Origin of the sequence: Acinetobacter sp. ABJ_C5_2 (assembly GCF_044538485.1) — a bacterium.
Taxonomy (GTDB): Bacteria; Pseudomonadota; Gammaproteobacteria; order Pseudomonadales; family Moraxellaceae; genus Acinetobacter; species Acinetobacter nosocomialis_A.
Window position 1 is genome coordinate 20,583 of record NZ_JBIUCS010000021.1, and the last position, 19,527, is coordinate 40,109.

18 protein-coding genes and 1 riboswitch are annotated in these 19,527 nt (G+C 40.0%); of the genes, 6 read left to right on the top strand and 12 right to left on the bottom strand.

Annotation, left to right across the window (positions count from 1 at the left end):
- Nucleotide 1 precedes the first annotated feature (1 nt).
- Nucleotides 2-201: riboswitch (yybP-ykoY riboswitch) on the bottom strand.
- Between the two features lie 99 nt (nt 202-300).
- Together dmeF and ACH8JV_RS14730 are read right to left on the bottom strand one after the other, a co-directional pair.
- Nucleotides 301-1,239 carry a CDF family Co(II)/Ni(II) efflux transporter DmeF gene (gene dmeF / locus ACH8JV_RS14725; protein WP_396522099.1) on the bottom strand — a complete coding sequence of 313 codons (939 nt, stop codon included), beginning with the start codon at nt 1,237-1,239 and terminating at the stop codon, nt 301-303.
- Between the two features lie 220 nt (nt 1,240-1,459).
- On the bottom strand, nt 1,460-2,650 hold the full coding sequence (locus ACH8JV_RS14730) for an MFS transporter (RefSeq protein ID WP_396522101.1): 1,191 nt from the start codon (nt 2,648-2,650) through the stop codon (nt 1,460-1,462).
- A gap of 102 nt (nt 2,651-2,752) precedes the next feature.
- On the opposite strand from ACH8JV_RS14730, the gene ACH8JV_RS14735 reads away from it, so the two are divergent.
- The 6 genes from ACH8JV_RS14735 (at nt 2,753) to ACH8JV_RS14760 (ending at nt 9,646) form a co-directional block, all read left to right on the top strand.
- Nucleotides 2,753-3,664 (top strand): LysR family transcriptional regulator, encoded by a 912-nt coding sequence (locus tag ACH8JV_RS14735; protein WP_396522103.1) that lies wholly within the window; start codon nt 2,753-2,755, stop codon nt 3,662-3,664.
- Between the two features lie 352 nt (nt 3,665-4,016).
- Entirely contained in the window at nt 4,017-6,662 is a 2,646-nt protein-coding gene (mutS, locus tag ACH8JV_RS14740) for a DNA mismatch repair protein MutS (protein ID WP_311071797.1), read from the top strand.
- A gap of 64 nt (nt 6,663-6,726) precedes the next feature.
- Nucleotides 6,727-7,257 carry a GNAT family N-acetyltransferase gene (locus ACH8JV_RS14745; protein ID WP_396522129.1) on the top strand — a complete coding sequence of 177 codons (531 nt, stop codon included), beginning with the start codon at nt 6,727-6,729 and terminating at the stop codon, nt 7,255-7,257.
- A 344-nt stretch (nt 7,258-7,601) separates the two neighbouring features.
- On the top strand, nt 7,602-7,925 hold the full coding sequence (gene fdxA / locus ACH8JV_RS14750; protein WP_002051033.1) for a ferredoxin FdxA: 324 nt from the start codon (nt 7,602-7,604) through the stop codon (nt 7,923-7,925).
- A gap of 131 nt (nt 7,926-8,056) precedes the next feature.
- Nucleotides 8,057-8,779: a D-Ala-D-Ala carboxypeptidase family metallohydrolase gene (locus ACH8JV_RS14755; RefSeq protein ID WP_263613339.1), complete on the top strand. Its 723-nt coding sequence runs from the start codon at nt 8,057-8,059 to the stop codon at nt 8,777-8,779.
- A 198-nt stretch (nt 8,780-8,977) separates the two neighbouring features.
- Entirely contained in the window at nt 8,978-9,646 is a 669-nt protein-coding gene (locus tag ACH8JV_RS14760) for an O-methyltransferase (RefSeq protein ID WP_396522106.1), read from the top strand.
- A 116-nt stretch (nt 9,647-9,762) separates the two neighbouring features.
- Here the strand turns inward: ACH8JV_RS14760 and ACH8JV_RS14765 are convergent, their stop codons facing one another.
- The 10 genes from ACH8JV_RS14765 to ACH8JV_RS14810 all read right to left on the bottom strand — a co-directional run bounded on the left by ACH8JV_RS14765 (nt 9,763) and on the right by ACH8JV_RS14810 (nt 19,527).
- A complete protein-coding gene (locus ACH8JV_RS14765; RefSeq protein WP_263613338.1) occupies nt 9,763-10,605 on the bottom strand; it encodes a universal stress protein in 843 nt (280 codons plus the stop codon).
- A 155-nt stretch (nt 10,606-10,760) separates the two neighbouring features.
- Complete coding sequence (locus ACH8JV_RS14770; RefSeq protein WP_396522108.1) at nt 10,761-11,372, bottom strand: DapH/DapD/GlmU-related protein; 612 nt, start codon at nt 11,370-11,372, stop codon at nt 10,761-10,763.
- Nucleotides 11,365-11,964 carry a YigZ family protein gene (locus ACH8JV_RS14775; RefSeq protein WP_263613336.1) on the bottom strand — a complete coding sequence of 200 codons (600 nt, stop codon included), beginning with the start codon at nt 11,962-11,964 and terminating at the stop codon, nt 11,365-11,367. Before ACH8JV_RS14775 ends, ACH8JV_RS14770 begins: the two co-directional genes overlap by 8 nt.
- A gap of 93 nt (nt 11,965-12,057) precedes the next feature.
- On the bottom strand, nt 12,058-13,248 hold the full coding sequence (locus ACH8JV_RS14780; RefSeq protein ID WP_263613335.1) for an HlyD family efflux transporter periplasmic adaptor subunit: 1,191 nt from the start codon (nt 13,246-13,248) through the stop codon (nt 12,058-12,060).
- Between the two features lie 3 nt (nt 13,249-13,251).
- The gene (locus ACH8JV_RS14785) at nt 13,252-15,387 is read right to left on the bottom strand and encodes a type I secretion system permease/ATPase (RefSeq protein WP_263613334.1); all 2,136 of its coding nucleotides are present in this window, start codon (nt 15,385-15,387) and stop codon (nt 13,252-13,254) included.
- Complete coding sequence (locus ACH8JV_RS14790; RefSeq protein WP_263613333.1) at nt 15,384-16,850, bottom strand: TolC family protein; 1,467 nt, start codon at nt 16,848-16,850, stop codon at nt 15,384-15,386. The genes ACH8JV_RS14785 and ACH8JV_RS14790 overlap by 4 nt, the downstream gene beginning before the upstream one ends.
- 273 nt (nt 16,851-17,123) lie before the next feature.
- Nucleotides 17,124-17,870, bottom strand: a complete 747-nt coding sequence (lptB, locus tag ACH8JV_RS14795; protein ID WP_002051056.1) for an LPS export ABC transporter ATP-binding protein — start codon at nt 17,868-17,870, stop codon at nt 17,124-17,126.
- Complete coding sequence (lptA, locus tag ACH8JV_RS14800; RefSeq protein WP_343569285.1) at nt 17,870-18,418, bottom strand: lipopolysaccharide transport periplasmic protein LptA; 549 nt, start codon at nt 18,416-18,418, stop codon at nt 17,870-17,872. The genes lptB and lptA overlap by 1 nt, the downstream gene beginning before the upstream one ends.
- Complete coding sequence (gene lptC, locus ACH8JV_RS14805; protein ID WP_263613331.1) at nt 18,402-18,950, bottom strand: LPS export ABC transporter periplasmic protein LptC; 549 nt, start codon at nt 18,948-18,950, stop codon at nt 18,402-18,404. The genes lptA and lptC overlap by 17 nt, the downstream gene beginning before the upstream one ends.
- A 37-nt stretch (nt 18,951-18,987) precedes the next feature.
- The gene (locus ACH8JV_RS14810) at nt 18,988-19,527 is read right to left on the bottom strand and encodes an HAD family hydrolase (protein WP_004709751.1); all 540 of its coding nucleotides are present in this window, start codon (nt 19,525-19,527) and stop codon (nt 18,988-18,990) included.

A 19,527-nucleotide genomic window follows, 5' to 3' on the forward strand; every position in this document is an offset into this window, starting at 1 on the left:
TCCAGCCGGGCGAAATAAGAAACCATTGGCACGACAACGCTCCTCGCCCGACTAGCAAAGTACGTTGCGGCCAAAGGTCTCGCCTAGCTCTTACTGTATATACAGTGGCTGAACACGCCATGAGATACTCATCTCAAGTTTGTTGACGTGGTCTTCCTAGCGGGTACTAGGAATGGCTACTCCCCAATGACAATGCTGAGGATTTTACCAGTGATTTCATCCGAACTCTACAGAGATAGTCAGACAAAATGATCAAGAGCTCTAAAAATTCACAGTCTGTTTTAAAGCTCTCTTTATTGACTAGATAAAATGTATTTCTACACTGGCATGTACAATTTCTTCATGGATAGACAAAGCTTTTTTAACTGAATCAGGTGTTAAATCTGTTCGGTCTGTTTCTAAAGCCAAAATGCATGAAAATTTTCCTTTACCGACTTTCCATACATGTAAATCTGTAATTTTTACTTGGGACAATTGCTCAATTACTTCTTGTATTTCAGCTACAACTGGATGTGACATTTCAGCATCTAATAAGGTTTTTCCTGTGTCACGCAAAAGCCCCCATGACCACTGTGCAACAACTATCGCCCCTACAATACCTAATAAAGCATCTAAAAAATTCCATCCAAAATATTTACCCGCTATAAGTGCGGCTATGGCTAATACAGACGTTACGGCATCGGCAACCACATGTAGAAACGCAGCTTTATGATTTAAATCGTGATGGTGATCATGATGATGGTGGTGACTATGCTCATGGTCATGATGGTGGTGGTGATGTTCATGATTATCATGTAATAACCACGCACAGATTAAGTTGACTGCCAAACCTACAACAGCAATAGAAATCGCTTCATTATAATGAATATCAACAGGATGGAGTAACCGTTCGATAGATTGAAACCCCATCAAAAGTGCAACGACCATTAATAATATTGCACTGCTATACCCACCCAAAATTTCGATTTTCCAAGTTCCGAAACTAAAGCGTTTGTCATAGGCATAACGACGAGCCATTTTATAAGCCACATAAGCTAACCCTAGAGCAACCATGTGTGAACTCATGTGCCAGCCATCAGCTAAAAGAGCCATGGAGTTAAAGACCCAGCCACCCACAATTTCAAAGACCATCATCACGGCAGTTAAAATCGTTGCAATCAAAATTTTCTTTTGAGCCAGCGGGTTTCCTTCATCGAACTGATGAGAGTGGTAGCGTTCTAAATTACTGTTAATTTCCATATTTATGGTCTTTTGATGATACTCCCCCATAGTATATATTTTTTTGGAAGGAAATATATTGTCTCTCTATTGAGCTAAGGAAAATTTTAATAAGTATTTGACCTTCAAGACTCATGTACCAGAATGCCTAAATGTAATTTCAAGAAAATGGATAATGAGCCAGAGGCCAATTTTTTTTAATCGTCACTATTTTAATGGACTGGAAAAAGTGATTTTAGAATTATCTCGTAGACAACCGTTTAACCAGTTTCTTTTGCAGAATAACAACCAAAATTGGGAACCCTGCTGCTGAAATTGCGGATATCGCCAGTAACTTATTTACACTTTGTGGTGCCATGTCATGGTCTGGTAATAGAAAAGCGGATAGGAAAAATGCGACGGTTGTCATCAGATACATGATTGATGTTTGTAATGAAGAGAATCCAGCTCGTTGCCGATCATTAGGAAACTGAATCGTAACCACTGAAGATGACACCAAACGACTGTAAGATGCGCCGAGAAATAAACTAATAAATAACGCTGCATGCTCATAGCCTAGCACTGGTATAAGCAAACTTAGTATAAAGACAATAGTTGAACCTGTAGCCAGTACCAAAGCAGAAAAACGGGAGGTTAACGCCCCTGTAATTTTTGTAGATAAATAACCCATCACGCCCCCGCAAAAAAATAGCCAAGGCAGTAGGTCTTGCGAAGCGCCCAATTGTTGAATCATTAAGGGTGCCAAAATAGGAATGACCAGCATAGGACTAAACTGTACGAGCGCATTAGCAGAAGCGAACAGTAGAGTATCCACATCTAAAGGCGGCGCACGAAGCGTATCTAAAGAGACTTGGTCTTTGGGTATAAACGATACAATTAATGGCAACGCCAACACACATAATGCACTTATGAGCCATAAAGCCACATGCCAACCATAGTGAGTGCATAGAAATAATATGGTGGGCATTCCGACAATACTTACTATTGAAAATGACGCGATCACCGTCGCCAACATTTTTCCCCGTAAATTAGGCGGTGCGTTGTTTATTAATATACTTATACCCACACCCATTGTTGTACCGCCAACCAGCCCCGCACAAAATCGTAGTGCAAGTAGAAAACTAAAATTGGATGTGCAGGTAGTCAAAAGTGTTAGGAGGCCTAATAGCACCATATTGATAATTAAAAAACGTTTTTTATTGAAATGATCAATCCAGTAAAAAGCAATAATTCCCGAAAGGACGGCGCCAAGCGTATACATCCCTGAAACATAACCTGAGAATGATACTGGCACTGCAAAATCTGTTGCCATAAAAACAAAAACAGGATTAAACACCATATATTCCAGTGCATTCGCGAACTGGACGATAGCAATTACAGTGGCTATCCGCATGAGAGCTTTATGATTAAACGTCTGTGTGGCTAGGGACATCGCAGTAACCTATAGATAAAAGATGTCCAAGTTTAACTACTATCAATAGTGTTTATTATATGGTAGAAATAGCACTTATTATTATCAAATATGGGATAATTGATGCGTCCTGCTCTGGATTTTAATACCCTGAAAGTATTCATTGCTGTGGTTGAAAGAGAAAGTTTTGTGGGCGCATCGAAACTGCTTGAAATGCCGACATCAAACGTGAGTCGCTGTATTTCTCAGTTAGAAGAAAAACTCGATCTTCAGCTCATTGAGCGTAGTACTCGACATATGAAACTCACTCAGGCGGGACAACTACTCTATACCAGAGCAAAGCCATTACTAGAAGCGCTTGAGCAAACTGAGACAGAATTAACGTTGCGACAAATGCAACTTAAAGGTCCATTACGGATCTGTATTCCCAATGAAATAGGCCCTGCATTGCTAGGTTCTGTTATTGCAGAATTTGCCTGTCAGTATCCCGAACTAGAAATAAGCTGTGTCACAAATTTGTCGGGTTTTGAATCTCTGCGAGATGATCTGGATTTAGCTATTATTATTAGCCGCGGTCAAATGGATAACAGTGACTATATCGCTCGTCATCTGGTGACTATCCCTTGCACCATTGTTGCAGCTCCTTCTCTCATTCAACGTTATGGTACACCTACTCATATTCAACAATTTGAAGAATTACCCTGTATTACAACAGTAAGTGCACTCAAAGGTACTCCTTGGCAATTTGTTAATAAAAAGGGTGAGTTCGAGACCATCAAGGTTAAAGGGCATTATCGGGTAAACAGCGGAGAGATGGCAGGCCAAGCTGCTGTAGCAGGTATCGGTTTTGCAATTTTATCGAAACACGCTTGCCAACCTTATATTAGTGATGGTCGCCTCATCGAGATTGAGTTTGAACAAGCAGTAGCGCCACTGCAATTGTTTGCACTTTATTCAGATCGCCGCTATTTGCCTGCTAAAACAAGAGCGCTTATAGATTTCATACAGCAGAAATTGGGGCACGCATCCTTATAAAATCTATCATTTCATACGCATTCTGAAATCGACATATTTAACTATGTCAGTTTTATCAGGACTGCCAATCGTCACCCTTTCTTCTACTCAAACTGCTCAGATCGCTTTCTTTTGCTGCTTATTTCCTCGCTCATTTTAGGAATCCTTTTTGCCAATCAGTCGCAATTTGTTAAGATGGCAACCGTGAGAAATTAAGTTAAGCTCACACACTGTTGACTCAATTTTGACATAAAAAAAGTACACGAAAAGGTATACTTTTTTCTTAGATTAAGTCCAATTCACACAGAAGTTGGTAGAATTGGCTAGATGACCAAACGTAAAATATTATTGATTTTTTAAGGGTTTATTACGCATGAATAGCGCTGAAATCATGGCCGATCTCTCTAACCACACTCCAATGATGCAGCAATATCTCAAGGTCAAAAAAGATTATCAACATGCGTTGCTGTTTTATCGTATGGGCGACTTTTATGAACTTTTCTTTGAAGACGCTCATTTAGCAGCCAAACTTTTAGGAATTACCCTAACCCATCGTGGTAAAGCAAACGGTAACCCAATTCCAATGGCGGGTGTTCCTTACCATTCAGCCGAAGGTTATTTAGCACGTTTGGTAAAAGCAGGCCGCACTGTAGCCATTTGCGAACAAGTCGGTGAAGTCACTGGTAAAGGCCCTGTTGAGCGTAAAGTTGTTCGTATTCTGACCCCTGGTACATTAACCGACGACGCACTACTCACAAGCTATCAATCCTCTAACCTTGTTGCGCTATGCATCCATCAAAATCAAATTGGTTTTGCGTTACTCGACTTAAGCGCGGGTATTTTTAAAGTTCAACAACAAGACTACAAACCTGAACAACTTCCAATTGAACTGGCACGCCTCATGCCAAGTGAAATTTTGATTGATGAAGATCTGGTTGATCCGAACATTATCGAACAAATTAAAAAGCATTTAGATTGCCCTGTAACTAAGCGCCCAAATGTAGACTTCAACTTAAATAACGCACAAAAAACCTTATGTGATCAGTTCTCTGTATCAACACTTTCTGGTTTCGGACTCGATCCATTACCTTTAGCTAAAGCTGCTGCTGCAGCACTTATTCACTATGCCAAAGAAACTCAGAAAACGGCGTTACCGCATATTCGTTCTATTCTTTTGGAACAAAGCACAGACTTTATTGCGCTCGACCCAATCACGCGCCGTAATTTAGAAATTATTGAACCGTTGTTTGAACATGGCACATCATTATTCCAACTGGTGAACGACTGCCAAACTGCAATGGGTGGCCGTTTACTCAGCCGTACACTCATGCAACCTGTTCGTGATACGGCGTTGCTCGATGCCCGCTTAGATGCAATTGAACAACTCATTCAAGGCTACCATGAAACTCCTGTTCGTTTAGTTCTTAAAGAAATTGGCGATATTGAACGTGTGCTTAGCCGTGTTGCTTTGGGTAGTGCGCGACCACGCGATTTGGTTCAGCTTCGTCATGCTTGCGCGCAAATTCCATTTTTAAGAAATGCTTTAGCCCCTGTTATTCAATCAAAAAAGTCTAAATTGCTAGGACAACTTGATCAGGAATTAGGTGACTTTAAATCGTTGCACCAACATTTAATGGCAGCCATTGTCGAAAATCCGCCTGTATTACTTCGTGATGGCAATGTAATTGCAGAGGGTTATGATGCTGAACTCGATGAATTGCGCCAAATTCGTGATCATGCAGGCCAATTCCTCATTGATTTAGAAATAAAAGAGCGTGAACGTACGGGCATTAATACCTTAAAAATCGGCTATAACCGTGTGAGCGGCTACTACATTGAGCTTACGCGTGCTCAAGCTGAGCAAGCCCCTGCCGACTATATTCGCCGTCAAACATTAAAAAATGCAGAGCGTTACATTACGCCTGAGCTAAAAAGCTTTGAAGATAAAGTTTTATCAAGTGAATCTCGTGCATTAGCGCGTGAAAAAGCATTATTTGAAGCTTTACTTGAAAACCTTCGTGAAAATATTGCTCACCTACAAATGATGAGCTCAGCAATTGCACACATTGATGTAATTGCAAACTTTGCTCATCAAGCACGTTTAAACAATTGGGCTCGTCCTGAATTTACCCCAGAAACTGGTATTAAAATTCAAGGTGGCCGTCACCCTGTAGTTGAAGCATTAAGTAAAGCACCATTTACACCAAATGATACGTTCCTTGATGTGCAGCACCGTATGGCTATTATTACTGGTCCAAACATGGGCGGTAAATCTACCTTTATGCGTCAAACTGCATTAATCAGTTTACTGGCTTACTGCGGTAGTTATGTTCCTGCACGAGCTGCCAAACTCGGCCCGATTGACCGTATTTTTACGCGTATTGGTTCAGCCGATGATTTGTCGACAGGTAAATCAACATTTATGGTTGAGATGACTGAAACTTCACAAATCTTGCACCATGCAACCAATCAGTCTTTGGTGTTAATGGATGAAGTTGGCCGTGGTACCAGTACCTACGATGGACTTTCTTTAGCATGGGCTTGTGTCGTTGATTTAACTAAACGTGTTAAATGTCTATGTCTATTTGCCACACACTATTTCGAATTGACTGAGTTAGGTAGTGAAGCAGGTATTGATAACTATCATGTGACTGCACAAGAACTTAACGGCAACCTGATTTTATTGCATAAAGTTCAACAAGGACCTGCAAGTCAAAGTCACGGTTTACAAGTTGCGAAATTAGCTGGTATTCCTGCCAATGTCATTAAAGAAGCTCAAAAACGTTTACGCATTTTAGAGAAGCAACAACAGCAACACTTACAAACTAGTGTTCAAGATGACTTGTTTGCAACTTTAGATTCGGACGCGAAATCAAATACTCAAGTCATAGAGAAAGTGATTGAAATCGAAGTATCGTCACCTGCCCTAGACTTACTTAAGCAAATTGAAGTCGATAACTTGACGCCTCGCCAAGCACTTGAACAACTTTATGAGCTAAAAGCTGCGCTTAAATCATAATTATTGATTGAGCAAACATGTCTATGGGCATGTTTGCTCTTACTTGAAGGAGAATAAAATTTCTATTTTCTTAAGGCCACTACAATACACAGAGATCGATTTAATTTGGCAACAAATTAGCCGACGTGAACTGATTACCCAACTCTACATACAAAAACAAGATCAACTCGAATTAACAGATTGTTTTTATGATGTTAAGCATTGGGATGCATATCATTTAGAAAATGATCCACCAAAATTAAAAGAACTCTATGAACAAGGTGCTTCATTTGTAGGTGCTTTTAATGCGACTGAACAGCTCGTGGGCATTAGTGTCGTATCGAATCAACACATTGCTGATTATCCCGATGCAAAATTACTGCAATATTTTTATGTCGATGCCGATCAACAAGGTCAAGGTATTGGTGCAAAGCTCATGCAAGCGGCAAAAGAATCGGCCAAGCAACTAGGCGCTCTTCAACTTTATATTTCAGCTACGCCAAGTAAACGTACAGTCGACTTTTATATGAAGCATGGTGCGACAGTATTAAAACACCCAGATCGGCAATTATGGGAGTTAGAACCAGAGGACATTCATTTGCTTTGTATGCTTTAAGGTTCATTATTTAGCAATTTTTTAGTTATCAATGTGCCGTAAAAGAAATTTCAAAGGTGAAAGTTGTATTTAAGGTATCTAATCAAATAGATACCTTGATCCAAATGACATTTAAAGTCATCAGAAAAAATTTATTCAAGTTGTTGTTTTTAAAAACATATTATTATTTTAATTTTACAATTTGGCTGATCTTAAGCCCAGAACATTGTTTTAAATATCAAAGTTTTAACTTATCTTCATATGTATAAATAAACAATATCAATAAAAGCAATTGTTTGTTTACCCCTTTTTTGCCTAAAATAAGCTATTCGAAATGAAACCATATTTTTTAGGTAGCTGTCGCCATGACCTTTGTTGTCACTGAAAATTGTATTAAATGTAAATACCAAGATTGCGTAGAAGTTTGTCCTGTAGACTGTTTTTACGAAGGTCCGAATTTCCTAGTGATTAATCCGGATGAATGTATTGACTGCGCATTGTGTGAACCAGAATGCCCTGCAAATGCAATTTTCTCTGAAGATGAGTTACCGGAAGGTCAAGAAGTATTTATTGAATTAAATGCTGAACTTTCTCAAAAATGGCCTAACATTACTCAAATTGGTGACCAACCTGCTGACCGTGAAGAATGGAACGGCAAACCAGATAAGCTACAGTATCTAGAAAAATAATTTCAAAAAAGATCAGCAACCGCTGATCTTTTTTATACCCTATTCAAACATTTCATTGCAAATTCCTCGTAATTTGTGCACTGTTTTGCATTAAAATAGGCGCAATATTTATTAAGCTTTTGATTTTTCTTATGCGGAAGTTTTTGCAGAGTCTGCTGCCCCTATGCATAATCCCTGCGATTATGGTGGGTTGTGCCAGCTCTCCCCAACACACAACAACAGGCAAAACCTCTCCAAGTGGTAAACGCATCTTTATTCCTCAAGAACGCGTTATTATCGAACGTCCTATTCCGCCTAAAGTTGAGCCTGCTTCCTATCGCTCTTGGTTAAATGCTGGCGATCATTATGAACGCGTCCGCGAGTATGAAAAATTTCTAGCACGTCATGACGTAGCAGGCATCGTACCAAGTTTTGAATTATTAAGATCAGCTCGTGATTGGCAAAAATGTGGCAGTTCAGAATATGCTGTACCAAACCGCGAACTTTGGAATAATTCTTTATCAACCTTACGTGTCTTTAAATATTTAATTGCTGCCAAAGTTTTAACCGACTTTGAAGTGACTTCGGTTTATCGTGACTTACCTTTAAACCAATGTGCTGGTGGTGCAAGTTCTTCTAAACATTTGTTTAACTCTGCCATCGATTTCCGTATTGGACCAGAAGTTCCACAGCCACAAGACTATGCGTTTATTGAAAACACCAAGTTTAAATTGTGTCAGTTCTGGGCCCAACATGGTCAAAGTTTAAACTTAGGTATTGGTTTATATAGTTCAGGACAAATCCATATTGATACTCAAGGCTATCGTACTTGGGGACCTGACTTAACCCGCAATACTTCAATGTGTAATTTCTAAAATTAAAATCCCTTTATGCATTCAAGTATAAGGGGATTTTTTATTCCTCTCTTTAAAATGTTCTCATAAAGAAACACTCTTAAATTAACCGCTAATTTGTTCATTCCCTAATCAACCAAAATTTCTTAATCCGAAGATTTTTGCACTCTAGTCATAAACGTTTAAAATACGCCTATCAACATACAGGTAAATTTGACTATGCAGCAGTTGTGGACAGACATTGACGAATATATCGACTCACATTTAATTCCCGAAGATCCCCGACTCGACTTTGCATTAAAAAATACCGACGATCACGGCTTTTCAAATCATCTTGCAGTTGCCCCAAACCAAGGGATGTTCTTGCAAATGCTCATTCAGATGAATAAGTGCAAGCGTGTCTTAGAAATTGGAACCTTTGCTGCTTACAGTACGATTTGGTTAGGACGTGCACTCCCTGAAGATGGCTATTTACTTACCATTGAAGGCCGTGATACTCACGCAGAAATGGCTCAAAAAAATATCGACCATGCCAATCTTCCTGTAAAAGTTGAGCTAAAAGCAGGCCGCGCTGCAGATATACTTTCTGCAATTGACCCACAGTCAATTGAACCTTTTGATTTTATTTTCATTGATGCCGATAAACAGGGCTATCCGGAATATCTAGAACTCAGCCTTAAGTTCTCAAAATCAGGCACGATTATTGTGCTAGACAATGTCATTCGTGCTGGTGATATTTTGAATCCTGAAAACAAAAAACCAAGTATTGAAGGTATCCGTGAAACCTTTAAAGCCTTAGAAAACCACCCGCAAATTCTGTCTTGCACAGCTTTACAAACGGTTGGCTCAAAAGGTCATGACGGCTTCGCGATTGCAATTGTGAAATAATGATCAAAAAATCATCTTTTTTATTTTATTATTTATAATCAAACAATTACTTTTATTACCCTTGCTTTTCCATATAGTTATCCACAAGATTTGCGGATAACTATATGCTGATCTCATCATTTAGCCACAAGTAAAGGTACAGTCGCGTTCCGGAAGATGGTCGTTGCAATACTTCCCAAGAAGAACTGATGAATTTTGCTATGGCTAAATGCACCGAGCACAATAATTTGAATGCCGTGCTCTTGTTGGTATTCAAGAATATTTTGGGCTACATCACCATATCGGTAAACAGTCACTACATCTAGGCCTGCTTCTTTCAGGTAATGCTCTGGCTCATTCAATATTTCAGGATGGTCGCCCACATATACTAAATGGCACTGTAAAGTCCGTAAGAGATCACTTTGTGCAATACGGCGCATCATTTTTTGACACGTAGGAGAATATTCATAGGCGAATATAAAACGAGTCGGTACTTTGAAGTTTTCGCCAATGGTCAAAACTGTGCAATTCGCGCCACGAATAAAGTTCTCGACATTACTACCAATAGGTTTATGTTTTTCGGCAGCTCTTTCGCCTACCCTGCCCAAAATAACAATATCGTTTTCATGTAAGAGATTAAAACTTTGCTCTAGAAAATCCCCTTTTTCCTGAATTTTTGAGCAGGTGATACCGTGTTTTTCTTTAATTAAGTCAGAGATATGTCTGAGTAAATTATTGCTGTAATCTAAAGCGAGTTCACTTTGTTTTTGCTCTAATTCAGCTAACTCTTTAAGCAACATTGCATTGCTTTCAAAGCCGATTACACCGCTAATTTCACCTAAGTGATAACTTGCTGGGTAATAATCTAGAATTTGTAATAACACAAGCTCTCGTCCAGTCGCTTTCGCAACCCAAGCCGCTGCATCTGCAATAGCATTAATACAAGGTGATGAGTCAATACACGCAATCACACGGTTCATTTTTGCCTCTCTTCTTCAGGTCTATTTGCCTTGGAGATTTTTCTATAACTTAGCTTTAACTTAACATAGATAAAAATCTGTATGTTAAGGTTTATGTATTAAAATCCGCTTTTTTGTTTATAGATCAAACATTTTATTACACTCTTAAGACTGTATTATTCTCTTAAACGGATAAATTTTGCTGGGTTTCCCCCCACAATATGGTAGGGTTCGACATCCTTTGTGACCATACTATTCATACCAATAACGGCGTGTTTGCCAATTTTAATACCGTCTTTAATTCCAACATGCGCCCCCAGCCAAACATCTTTTTCAATTTCGATTCCCTGAGATCGAACAGGTTGTTGGTAAAGTGGGCGGTCTAGTTGCATACCATGATCAAATGCATAGAGATGACAATAAGCAGCTATACGCACTTGATCATGTAGTTTGATACCAGCTCGCCCCCCCTCTAAAATACAATGATGGTTAATTGCAACTTCGTCACCAATCTCAAGCGGTCCATGCAAACTACAGTCGGCCGCAACAAAGCAATTATCACCAATCGTAATTTTACGACCCGGCTCAGCAAAAATATGGGCTAACGGTGAAATAAAACAGTTCTCCCCAATCTCAACTGTTTCCATATCCATTAAATAAGCCTGATATTCTTTTTGCCATTCTTCTGCCCAAGCGCGATGTTTAGGCTTTAGCGTCCAATATAGCCATGGCATATAATTTAAACGGTGCTTATGTTGCTCACGGTATTTAAGTAAGGAGTCAGTCATCAGTTAATTCCTCCTCAACTTTTAATTCTTCACGGCCACGAGTGACATCACGAAGTTTCAAGGCAAGTGGTTCAATTTGGTGGACTTGCAGTCTCGCTTCAATATCTACACCTGTTGCGGTATAAGTTTCCTGATATTCTATTTGCTGCTGCGAAAGCTCATATTGAAAAATCGCCCATTCATTAAAATGACAAGAAAAGTGGATGGTTTTCTTTGCAATGAGTTCAATTCGCTCAGCTAATAATAATGATTGCCCAGCACAACCGCCATAAGCCCGTACTAAACCACCTGTTCCCAGTTTTATACCGCCATACCAGCGGTTCACCATAACGATGATATTCGTTAAGTCATTACCTTCAATCGTAGCCAAGATTGGACGTCCTGCTGTACCAGATGGCTCACCATCATCATTAAAGCGAACGTTATGTCCAATTTTCCAAGCCCAACATTGATGGGTGGTCGATATATCTTTATTGAGCTCTAAAAATTCTTTCACTTGCTGTTCATTTTCTACTGGCGCAGCAATCGCCTGAAATCTACTTTTTTTAATTTCTTCTTCAAATGTAACCGGTGCTGCAATCGTAAAAGCCATAAATTAAATAAAGCATAATAAAAATCAAATTATAGCGTGAATTTAGTAGAAGCAAACCTATAAAAAAAGCCCCGAATTTCGGGGCCTCTTCTATTATCTTTCTCGTAATGCTTCTTTCGCTTTATTAAACGGTTTAAGCAAGTAATCGAGTACAGTTTTCTCACCAGTACGAATATCTACCGTTGCCACCATACCCGGTGTAATACCAAAAGCTTTACCTTGTTTATTGTAGAGCTTGTCTGTATCAGTTCGGATATAAACGCGATAGTAGAATTGATCTTGTTTAACTTCATCACGAATCGTGTCTGGAGAAATAACGGTAACTTTACCTTTTAAACCGCCATAAATTGAATAGTCATAAGCTGTAATCTTCACTAAAGCTTCTTGACCAGGACGAATGAACGCAATGTCACGTGGCAAAATACGTGCTTCAATGAGTAACTGTTCATCAATTGGAACAATCGTCATTAACTTACCATTTTGCGGAACGACACCACCATGGGTTGTCACTGTAATTTCTTTTACAACGCCGCGCACAGGTGCTCTAAATACAGCACGCTCTAAACTATCATTACGCCCCATCACGACTTGTTGTTGAGTTTGGCTATCAGTATTTGCTTTAGATAACTCTTCACGAGCCTTCACGTAGTATTGGTTACGTGCATCGTTCATTTTATTGCGTAAATCATTTGCTTCACGACGTAAGCGTAAGACCTCAACTTCACTGGCAGCGCCTTTAGCAACCAAAGGTTCAGTCATGGCGAGTTCTTGTTGAACCAGCTCTAATGCTTGCTTTAAACCTGAAAGTGTTTGCTGTAAATCAGCTCTACGAGATTCATATAATGCTGTTTCTTCATGCACGAGCTTTGGATCTTTCGCGACAATTTCAGGAAAAACTAACGGCGTACCATTTACTTCTGCACGTAAACGCGCTGCGGTTGCCTGAGCTGCAATCAATAAAGATCTCGACTCACCTACATTTGACGCAAAACGGGTTGGGTCCAATTGAGCAAGGATTTCGCCTTTTTGAACAATGTCACCTTCTTGTACATTCAGCTTAGTTAAAATCCCACCCTCTAAAGACTGGATGACCTGTTCTTTAGACGATGGAATAACTTTACCCGTACCTGTAGATACTTCTTCTAACTGGAAAAACCATGCCCAAATAAACAAACTAACGAGCCCAATACCTACAATCCAAATCACTAAACTGGCACGTGGTAATGGTGGTTCACTATAAGATACATTCATTGAACGCGTGAGTTCTTGTTGTTGTTCGCTCATGAATTATCCCCCTTGGCTTACTTGTTTTTGTTGGGCTGTTGATTGATTAAGTACTTGATCTCTTGGCCCATCCATCACGATCTTGCCCTCATTCACGACAATAATACGGTCGACCAGTTCTAAAACAGCGCGGCGGTGTGTTGCCACAATCAATGTACGATGCGCCAACCATCCTTTAAGATGATCAATCAGTTGCTTCTCGGCAACATCATCAATGGCTGCTGTTGGTTCATCGAGCAATAGAATATTCGGTTGACGAATTAATAAACGTGCAAGTAATAAAGCTTGTTTTTGACCACCAGAGAAACCGACACCACCTTCTAAAATTAAGTGATCTAGCCCTTCTTTCTTCTCTTGAATGAAAGGTAATGCACCAGTCACCACTAAAGCACGAAGAATATCTTCATCGGTTGCAAGCGGTGCACCTAAGGTCAGGTTTTCACGGATTGTTCCGTAGAATAAATGGGCATTTTGGTTTAGTAGCCCCATATCACGACGTACATCAGATGGGTCAATTAAAGAAAGATCTAAACCATCTAAATGCACAGCACCTTGGGTTGGAGATTGCATGCCAGATAAAAGCTGAAGCAAGGTTGACTTTCCAGCACCATTACGGCCTAAAACTGCAATTTTTTCACCAGCACGAATTTGCAAATGACGAATTGCAAGACTTGGTTTTGGGTCGTCATCACCATATTGGAACATCACATTTTTTAATTCGTAATTACCGTTTAAAACAGCTTTATGAACTAAATGAGCACGATCAGCCTGATCAATTGGACGTTGCATGAGCTCATCGAGACTTTGTTTCGCAACTTTTGCTTGCTGTAAACGACCTAAAACCCCTGTAATTTGGGCAATTGGTGCCAACATACGTGACGAAAGAATTGAACACGCAACGAGCGCGCCCGTGGTCATTTCCCCTTCCATTACCGCAAAACAGCCAACTAACACCACAATAGCGTAAGTTAAACCCTGAACCATTTGGGTCCAAGCCATTAAGGTACCCACAATTTTACGCTGCTTCATACCAATGTCGGCTGAAACTTCATTCATGTGGTTCCACTGGTTTTGGAAGCGTGATTCAGCGCGTAATAGCTTGATGTCTTCAATACCCTGCACCGCTTCTACAAGAATTGCGTTACGGATTGAAGATTCTCTCATCCCTTCTTGAGCAAGCTGGGCCAATTTCTTTTGCACCAGAATACCCGGTAAGATCATAAGAGGTACAACAAGCAGCATGACCCAGAATATTTTTCCACCAATAATCGCAAAGATGATCAGGAACAAGAAAAAGAATGGAAAATCTGCAATTGCACTAATAGTGGTCGAAGTCACCAGTTCACGAACACCTTCGAGTTCACGAATCTGGGAAATAAAACTACCTGTAGATTTCGAGCGATCTTTATTTTTAATGCGCAAAGCATGGCCAAATACACGGTCTGAGACACGTAAGTCAGCACGTTTACCAATAATATCGGATAAATATACCCTCGAAACACGCAAGGTAAACTCAAACAGAGCCGCGATCAGTACACCACCTGCCAGTACCCATAAAGTCGGAATCGACTGAGATGGCACAACACGGTCATAGACTTGCATCGAGAAAATAATGGTTGCCAGTGCCAAAATATTGGCAATTAAAGAGGCAAACATAATATCGATATAACGCTTCCAGTCTCTTAAAACGATGGACCAGAACCAGTTTGCTTCGTACGGCTTGATATATTCATCAATACGCGCATCTGGAATAGACGTTTCTGGACGCAAAATATAGACGTTTTTCAGCGTCGTTTTTAAAACGTCTAATGATAAATTTTGAGAAAGGCCCTGATCTCCACTGAACTGGATACTGACATTGCCTTGTGTATCTGCTTTATCGATTACACCAACTTGCCCATCATTAAACTCCACCATAACTGGCAAACGCCATGGGTTTAACAAGTCTAAAGAAAATGGAGCCTTACGAAGATTTAAACCGACCTGACGTGTCATTAACTGTAAGACATCATCTAGATTCTGGTTTTGGTTCCAATCAAGTTGTAAACGAATTCTTTCTTCTGACGGTTCTATTCGATAGTGTTTGGCAATAGTTAAGACCGCCTGTAACCAAGGCTGGTAATTTATTTTTGTCATCATGGTTGTACTTCGAACCCCTGAATTGAAATATTATTTAAGCCATAGGCTTGGCGGGAACGTCCTGTTGCTGCAATGTACTGAACAATGCTGTTATAAATGTCATAACGTGCTGATTCGAGTTCTGAGTTTGCACTATGAATGGCTTGTTCAGCATTTAATAAATCGACCAGTGAGCGAGTACCGAGCTTATATTGTTCTTGGTACAGTTCACGTGTACGAACCGTCGTTGCTTGGCGACTCGCCAAAACCTGCATTTGACGTTGTTTATTTTCAATTTGTTCACGACTTGTTCTAATTTGATCTAACACATCTAAATAAACAGAATTGACTTTAGATTTAGCCGCTTCTTCTGCATAACTTGCCATTTTTACTTGTGAAGCGGTTGCACCACCTTGGTAAAACTGACTTGTTGCTTCAAGCATAACTGAACTATATAAACCATCATCCTTGTCATTATTTGGATTTTTACCGTTAAGCGCCTGACTGACTGAGCCTTTCACGGCTAAGGTCGGATAACGTGTTAAACGGGTTTGTTCTTTTTGTGCTTTAGCAACCTCAACACTTGCCTGCGCGGCGATCATTTTAGGAATAGTATTGAACTCAGGCTCACCATAAAGATCAGATTGCTTGACTAGATCTTCGGAAATAATCCATCCAGTACGAGTAACATCTGCACCGAGTAGCGTTCTTAAATGCTGTTGATACTGGCGTAACAATGATTGCTGAGCAATCAAGGTAGACTGCGCTGCTTGTAAGTATGACTGCGCCTGAATTGGGTCTGCCTGACTCGCGACACCAGCGTTTGCACGCAGGTTAGCAATGTCTTGAATGCGTTGAATACCGGCAATTTGCTGCTCAGCAATTTTATTAAGCTGAAGATAACGCTGAATATTGACAATAGTTTGTGCAACATCCAAAGCTAGAGTATCAACACTGACCAAAACATTGGCTTGTTCAACTTGAACCTTAGCTTGCTCAACATCAACACCTGATTTGACTTTACCAAAGTCATAAAGCATTTGAGTGGCACTTAAAGTAAGTAGCTGCCTACCACGTTCTCCACTGCTTAAATCACCAGTTGAAATCCCGCCTGCTAGCTGGGGATAGTAACCGGCTTTAGCAACGTCAACTCCTGAATTTTGACCCGCTAAAGTTGCAATAGATTGTGAAATATCTGGACTACGTTGAATGGCAATTTTTACCGCATCTTGCAATGTCATCGTTCGAGATGGCAAGTTGGAAAAAGATGAAGCCGACTTATCATTAAGTTGAACAGTTGGAAATTCCTGCACAATAGAACGATCTAGCTTGAAATTACTAAGCTCGTGCATCTTGGCAACTTTGAAATCATCACTACTTTTAGGGACAAAAAGTTGTGACAAGTTTTCTTTCAGGGTGTGGTATTGCTCACTTGGTTTAGCAGCATATATCACAACAGGTACATGTAGTGTACTTAGAAGCATCAGCCCTTTCAGGAAAGCCTGCTTTCTACATTTCCCTTCTACTCTTCTTTGGTTATATCCAATCATGCTTATCTTGTTGATCTTGTTTGTTATCGTTTAAAAGCCTCTCCATTCTACATAGTTTTTCAACGAAAACAGCATAATTGGTCGAATAAATCACACATTATTTTTTTATTAAATGAGTGGTATATGTAGTTGTTTTTATTTATAAAACATCAAAAAACAAAAAAGAGGCCTTGACCTCTTTTTAACCAATTAGATTAATGACTTTAATTAAACTGTAAAATCATCACCTAAATAGACTTTACGTACTTGTTCGTTGTCTAAAATTTCTTGTGGTGTGCCTTCAGCAATCACTGAGCCTTCACTTACGATATAAGCACGCTCACAGATCGCTAAAGTTTCACGAACGTTGTGATCGGTAATGAGTACACCAATGCCACGGTCTTTTAGAGTCTGGATAATATCTTTAATATCGCCCACTGAAATTGGGTCGACACCAGCAAACGGTTCATCCAAGAGCATAAATTTAGGGTCTGCTGCCAAAGCACGCGCAATTTCCGCACGGCGGCGTTCACCACCCGACACACTCATTCCTAATGAGTCTTTAATATGGCTAATTTTAAAGTCATTGAGCAACTCATGAAGACGTTGTTGACGTTGCTGCTTATTCAAATCTTTACGCGTCTCTAAGATCGACATAATATTTTCAGCAATCGTCAATTTTCTAAAGATAGAAGCTTCTTGAGGTAAATAACCAATACCTTTACGCGCGCGTTCATGCATCGCTAGGTCTGACATATCCAAGTCATCCAGATGAATCTCGCCCTTATCCATACGCACGAGTCCAACGACCATATAGAAACTGGTCGTTTTTCCGGCACCGTTAGGACCAAGCAAACCAACAATCTGTCCACTTTGCATACTAAAAGAGACGTCTTTGACAACCCAACGCTTACTATAGTTTTTGGCTAAGTGTTTAATACACAAAGTTTGCGGTTGTTGAAGAGCTTGCTGCATTAGTCACGCGCTCCTGGGAAACTTTTCGAACTTGAAGGTGGAATAATAATTTGTACGCGGTTTGAAGTAGAACCTTGAGCTTCAACATCGCCTTTATTCATACTATATTTCAGAGAGTTACCACGAATACTTGAACCATCTTGATATAAATATGCGCCACCAGACAAAGTAATAATGCCTGTGTCTGCATTATAGACAATCGTTTGCCCTTCACCACGTGCAACGCCTTTATTGGCATTGATTTGCTGTTGGAACTTAGCTGGACGACCTTTTGCGGTAATCACTTGAATTTCACGTTTCGAGTTTAGATTCGCAACAATTGAGTCAGCTTGAAGCTTCATCGTACCTTGCTCAATCACAACATTACCCGTGTAAGTCGTCAAACCAGTTTTATCATTATAAGTTGCACGGTCTGCGACCAATGAAATTTGTTGATTACGGTCAGACGGCAAAGCAAAAGTCGAAGCAGATGATAAAGCAACGAATGTAATTACCGCAGCTTGTTTTAGGAAAGCTGAAGAACGTTTTAAATTAAGACTTTGGTGCATACTTTCCTCGAATATTAAAAAATTCGTACTGACCGTTATTCAAATTGCCTTTTAATCCTTTACTCACAAACTCGCCTTGCGGAGATTGAACAATCACTTGATGATTTGTTTCAATATCTCGAGTCTTTGGATAACCAGTTAATTCATCGGTTTGGAACTCAATTGTTCCTTGAGGTGCGATCTTGGTCGCGACCACATCGCCCGATAAAACAACCTTTTGATTATCATCATAGCCATAAGCTTGTTTAGCAAAGAATGTTGCATCAACTTTACCTAATTTATACATAGAGGCATTAAGTTGATCCAACTTTGACGTTTTTTGTTGCATATCCTGCTCAAGCTGACGAACTTCAGCACGAATATACAAATTGCCTTTGTCATCAGTTTGAGTCAAATGGACGCCCTGCGCCGAATAAGTCATATTCTTCGCCGAACCAATGTCCAGTTTTTTTGCCTTGCCACTATAGTAGTAGTAACCACCACTCACAGCAGCAACGACTACAGCAACAATATATAAAACTCTGGTATCCATGAGCAGGAATAGCCTACCTTTTTAAGTAATCTTGTTATTAATGCGGTACTGCAAGATATTTTTCAAGAAGTTCTTGGTAAATGCCTTTTGCGATCAGCAACATATCACAGACTTCACGAACAGCTCCACGACCACCCATGGCTTGGGTCACCAAGTGCGCACGGCGGCGTACTTCTTCATGTCCATTTGGAACCGTAACACTCATTCCGGCAATCGCAAAGGCTGAAAGATCTGGCCAATCATCGCCCATATATAAGCAATCTGAAGGCAAAATATTAAACTGTGCACAAGCTTCGCGAAGTGCTGAGCCTTTATCTTCACGACCTTGAAAAACTAAATCAACACCTAAGTCAGACATGCGTTTATCGACGATATTACTTTTTCGGCCTGTTATGATGATGACTTTCATACCCGCTTGTTGCGCAAGTTTCATACCCAAACCATCACGAATATCGAATGATTTAATTTCATCGCCCGTGTTGGTTAACGTCACAAAGCCATCACTTAAAATACCATCAACATCCAGAACCAATGCCTGCAAATGACGTGCTTGTTCTAACAATGCATACGATGCCAT

Bases quoted from the DNA above. Each gene is read 5' to 3' on its own strand.
- dmeF (WP_396522099.1), bottom strand. From the start codon at position 1,239: ATGGAAATTAACAGTAATTTAGAACGCTACCACTCTCATCAGTTCGAT.
- ACH8JV_RS14730 (WP_396522101.1), bottom strand. From the start codon at position 2,650: ATGTCCCTAGCCACACAGACGTTTAATCATAAAGCTCTCATGCGGATA.
- ACH8JV_RS14735 (WP_396522103.1), top strand. From the start codon at position 2,753: ATGCGTCCTGCTCTGGATTTTAATACCCTGAAAGTATTCATTGCTGTG.
- mutS (WP_311071797.1), top strand. From the start codon at position 4,017: ATGAATAGCGCTGAAATCATGGCCGATCTCTCTAACCACACTCCAATG.
- fdxA (WP_002051033.1), top strand. From the start codon at position 7,602: ATGACCTTTGTTGTCACTGAAAATTGTATTAAATGTAAATACCAAGAT.
- ACH8JV_RS14755 (WP_263613339.1), top strand. From the start codon at position 8,057: ATGCGGAAGTTTTTGCAGAGTCTGCTGCCCCTATGCATAATCCCTGCG.
- ACH8JV_RS14760 (WP_396522106.1), top strand. From the start codon at position 8,978: ATGCAGCAGTTGTGGACAGACATTGACGAATATATCGACTCACATTTA.
- ACH8JV_RS14765 (WP_263613338.1), bottom strand. From the start codon at position 10,605: ATGAACCGTGTGATTGCGTGTATTGACTCATCACCTTGTATTAATGCT.
- ACH8JV_RS14770 (WP_396522108.1), bottom strand. From the start codon at position 11,372: ATGACTGACTCCTTACTTAAATACCGTGAGCAACATAAGCACCGTTTA.
- ACH8JV_RS14775 (WP_263613336.1), bottom strand. From the start codon at position 11,964: ATGGCTTTTACGATTGCAGCACCGGTTACATTTGAAGAAGAAATTAAA.
- ACH8JV_RS14780 (WP_263613335.1), bottom strand. From the start codon at position 13,248: ATGAGCGAACAACAACAAGAACTCACGCGTTCAATGAATGTATCTTAT.
- ACH8JV_RS14785 (WP_263613334.1), bottom strand. From the start codon at position 15,387: ATGATGACAAAAATAAATTACCAGCCTTGGTTACAGGCGGTCTTAACT.
- ACH8JV_RS14790 (WP_263613333.1), bottom strand. From the start codon at position 16,850: ATGCTTCTAAGTACACTACATGTACCTGTTGTGATATATGCTGCTAAA.
- lptB (WP_002051056.1), bottom strand. From the start codon at position 17,870: ATGCAGCAAGCTCTTCAACAACCGCAAACTTTGTGTATTAAACACTTA.
- lptA (WP_343569285.1), bottom strand. From the start codon at position 18,418: ATGCACCAAAGTCTTAATTTAAAACGTTCTTCAGCTTTCCTAAAACAA.
- lptC (WP_263613331.1), bottom strand. From the start codon at position 18,950: ATGGATACCAGAGTTTTATATATTGTTGCTGTAGTCGTTGCTGCTGTG.
- ACH8JV_RS14810 (WP_004709751.1), bottom strand. From the start codon at position 19,527: ATGGCATCGTATGCATTGTTAGAACAAGCACGTCATTTGCAGGCATTG.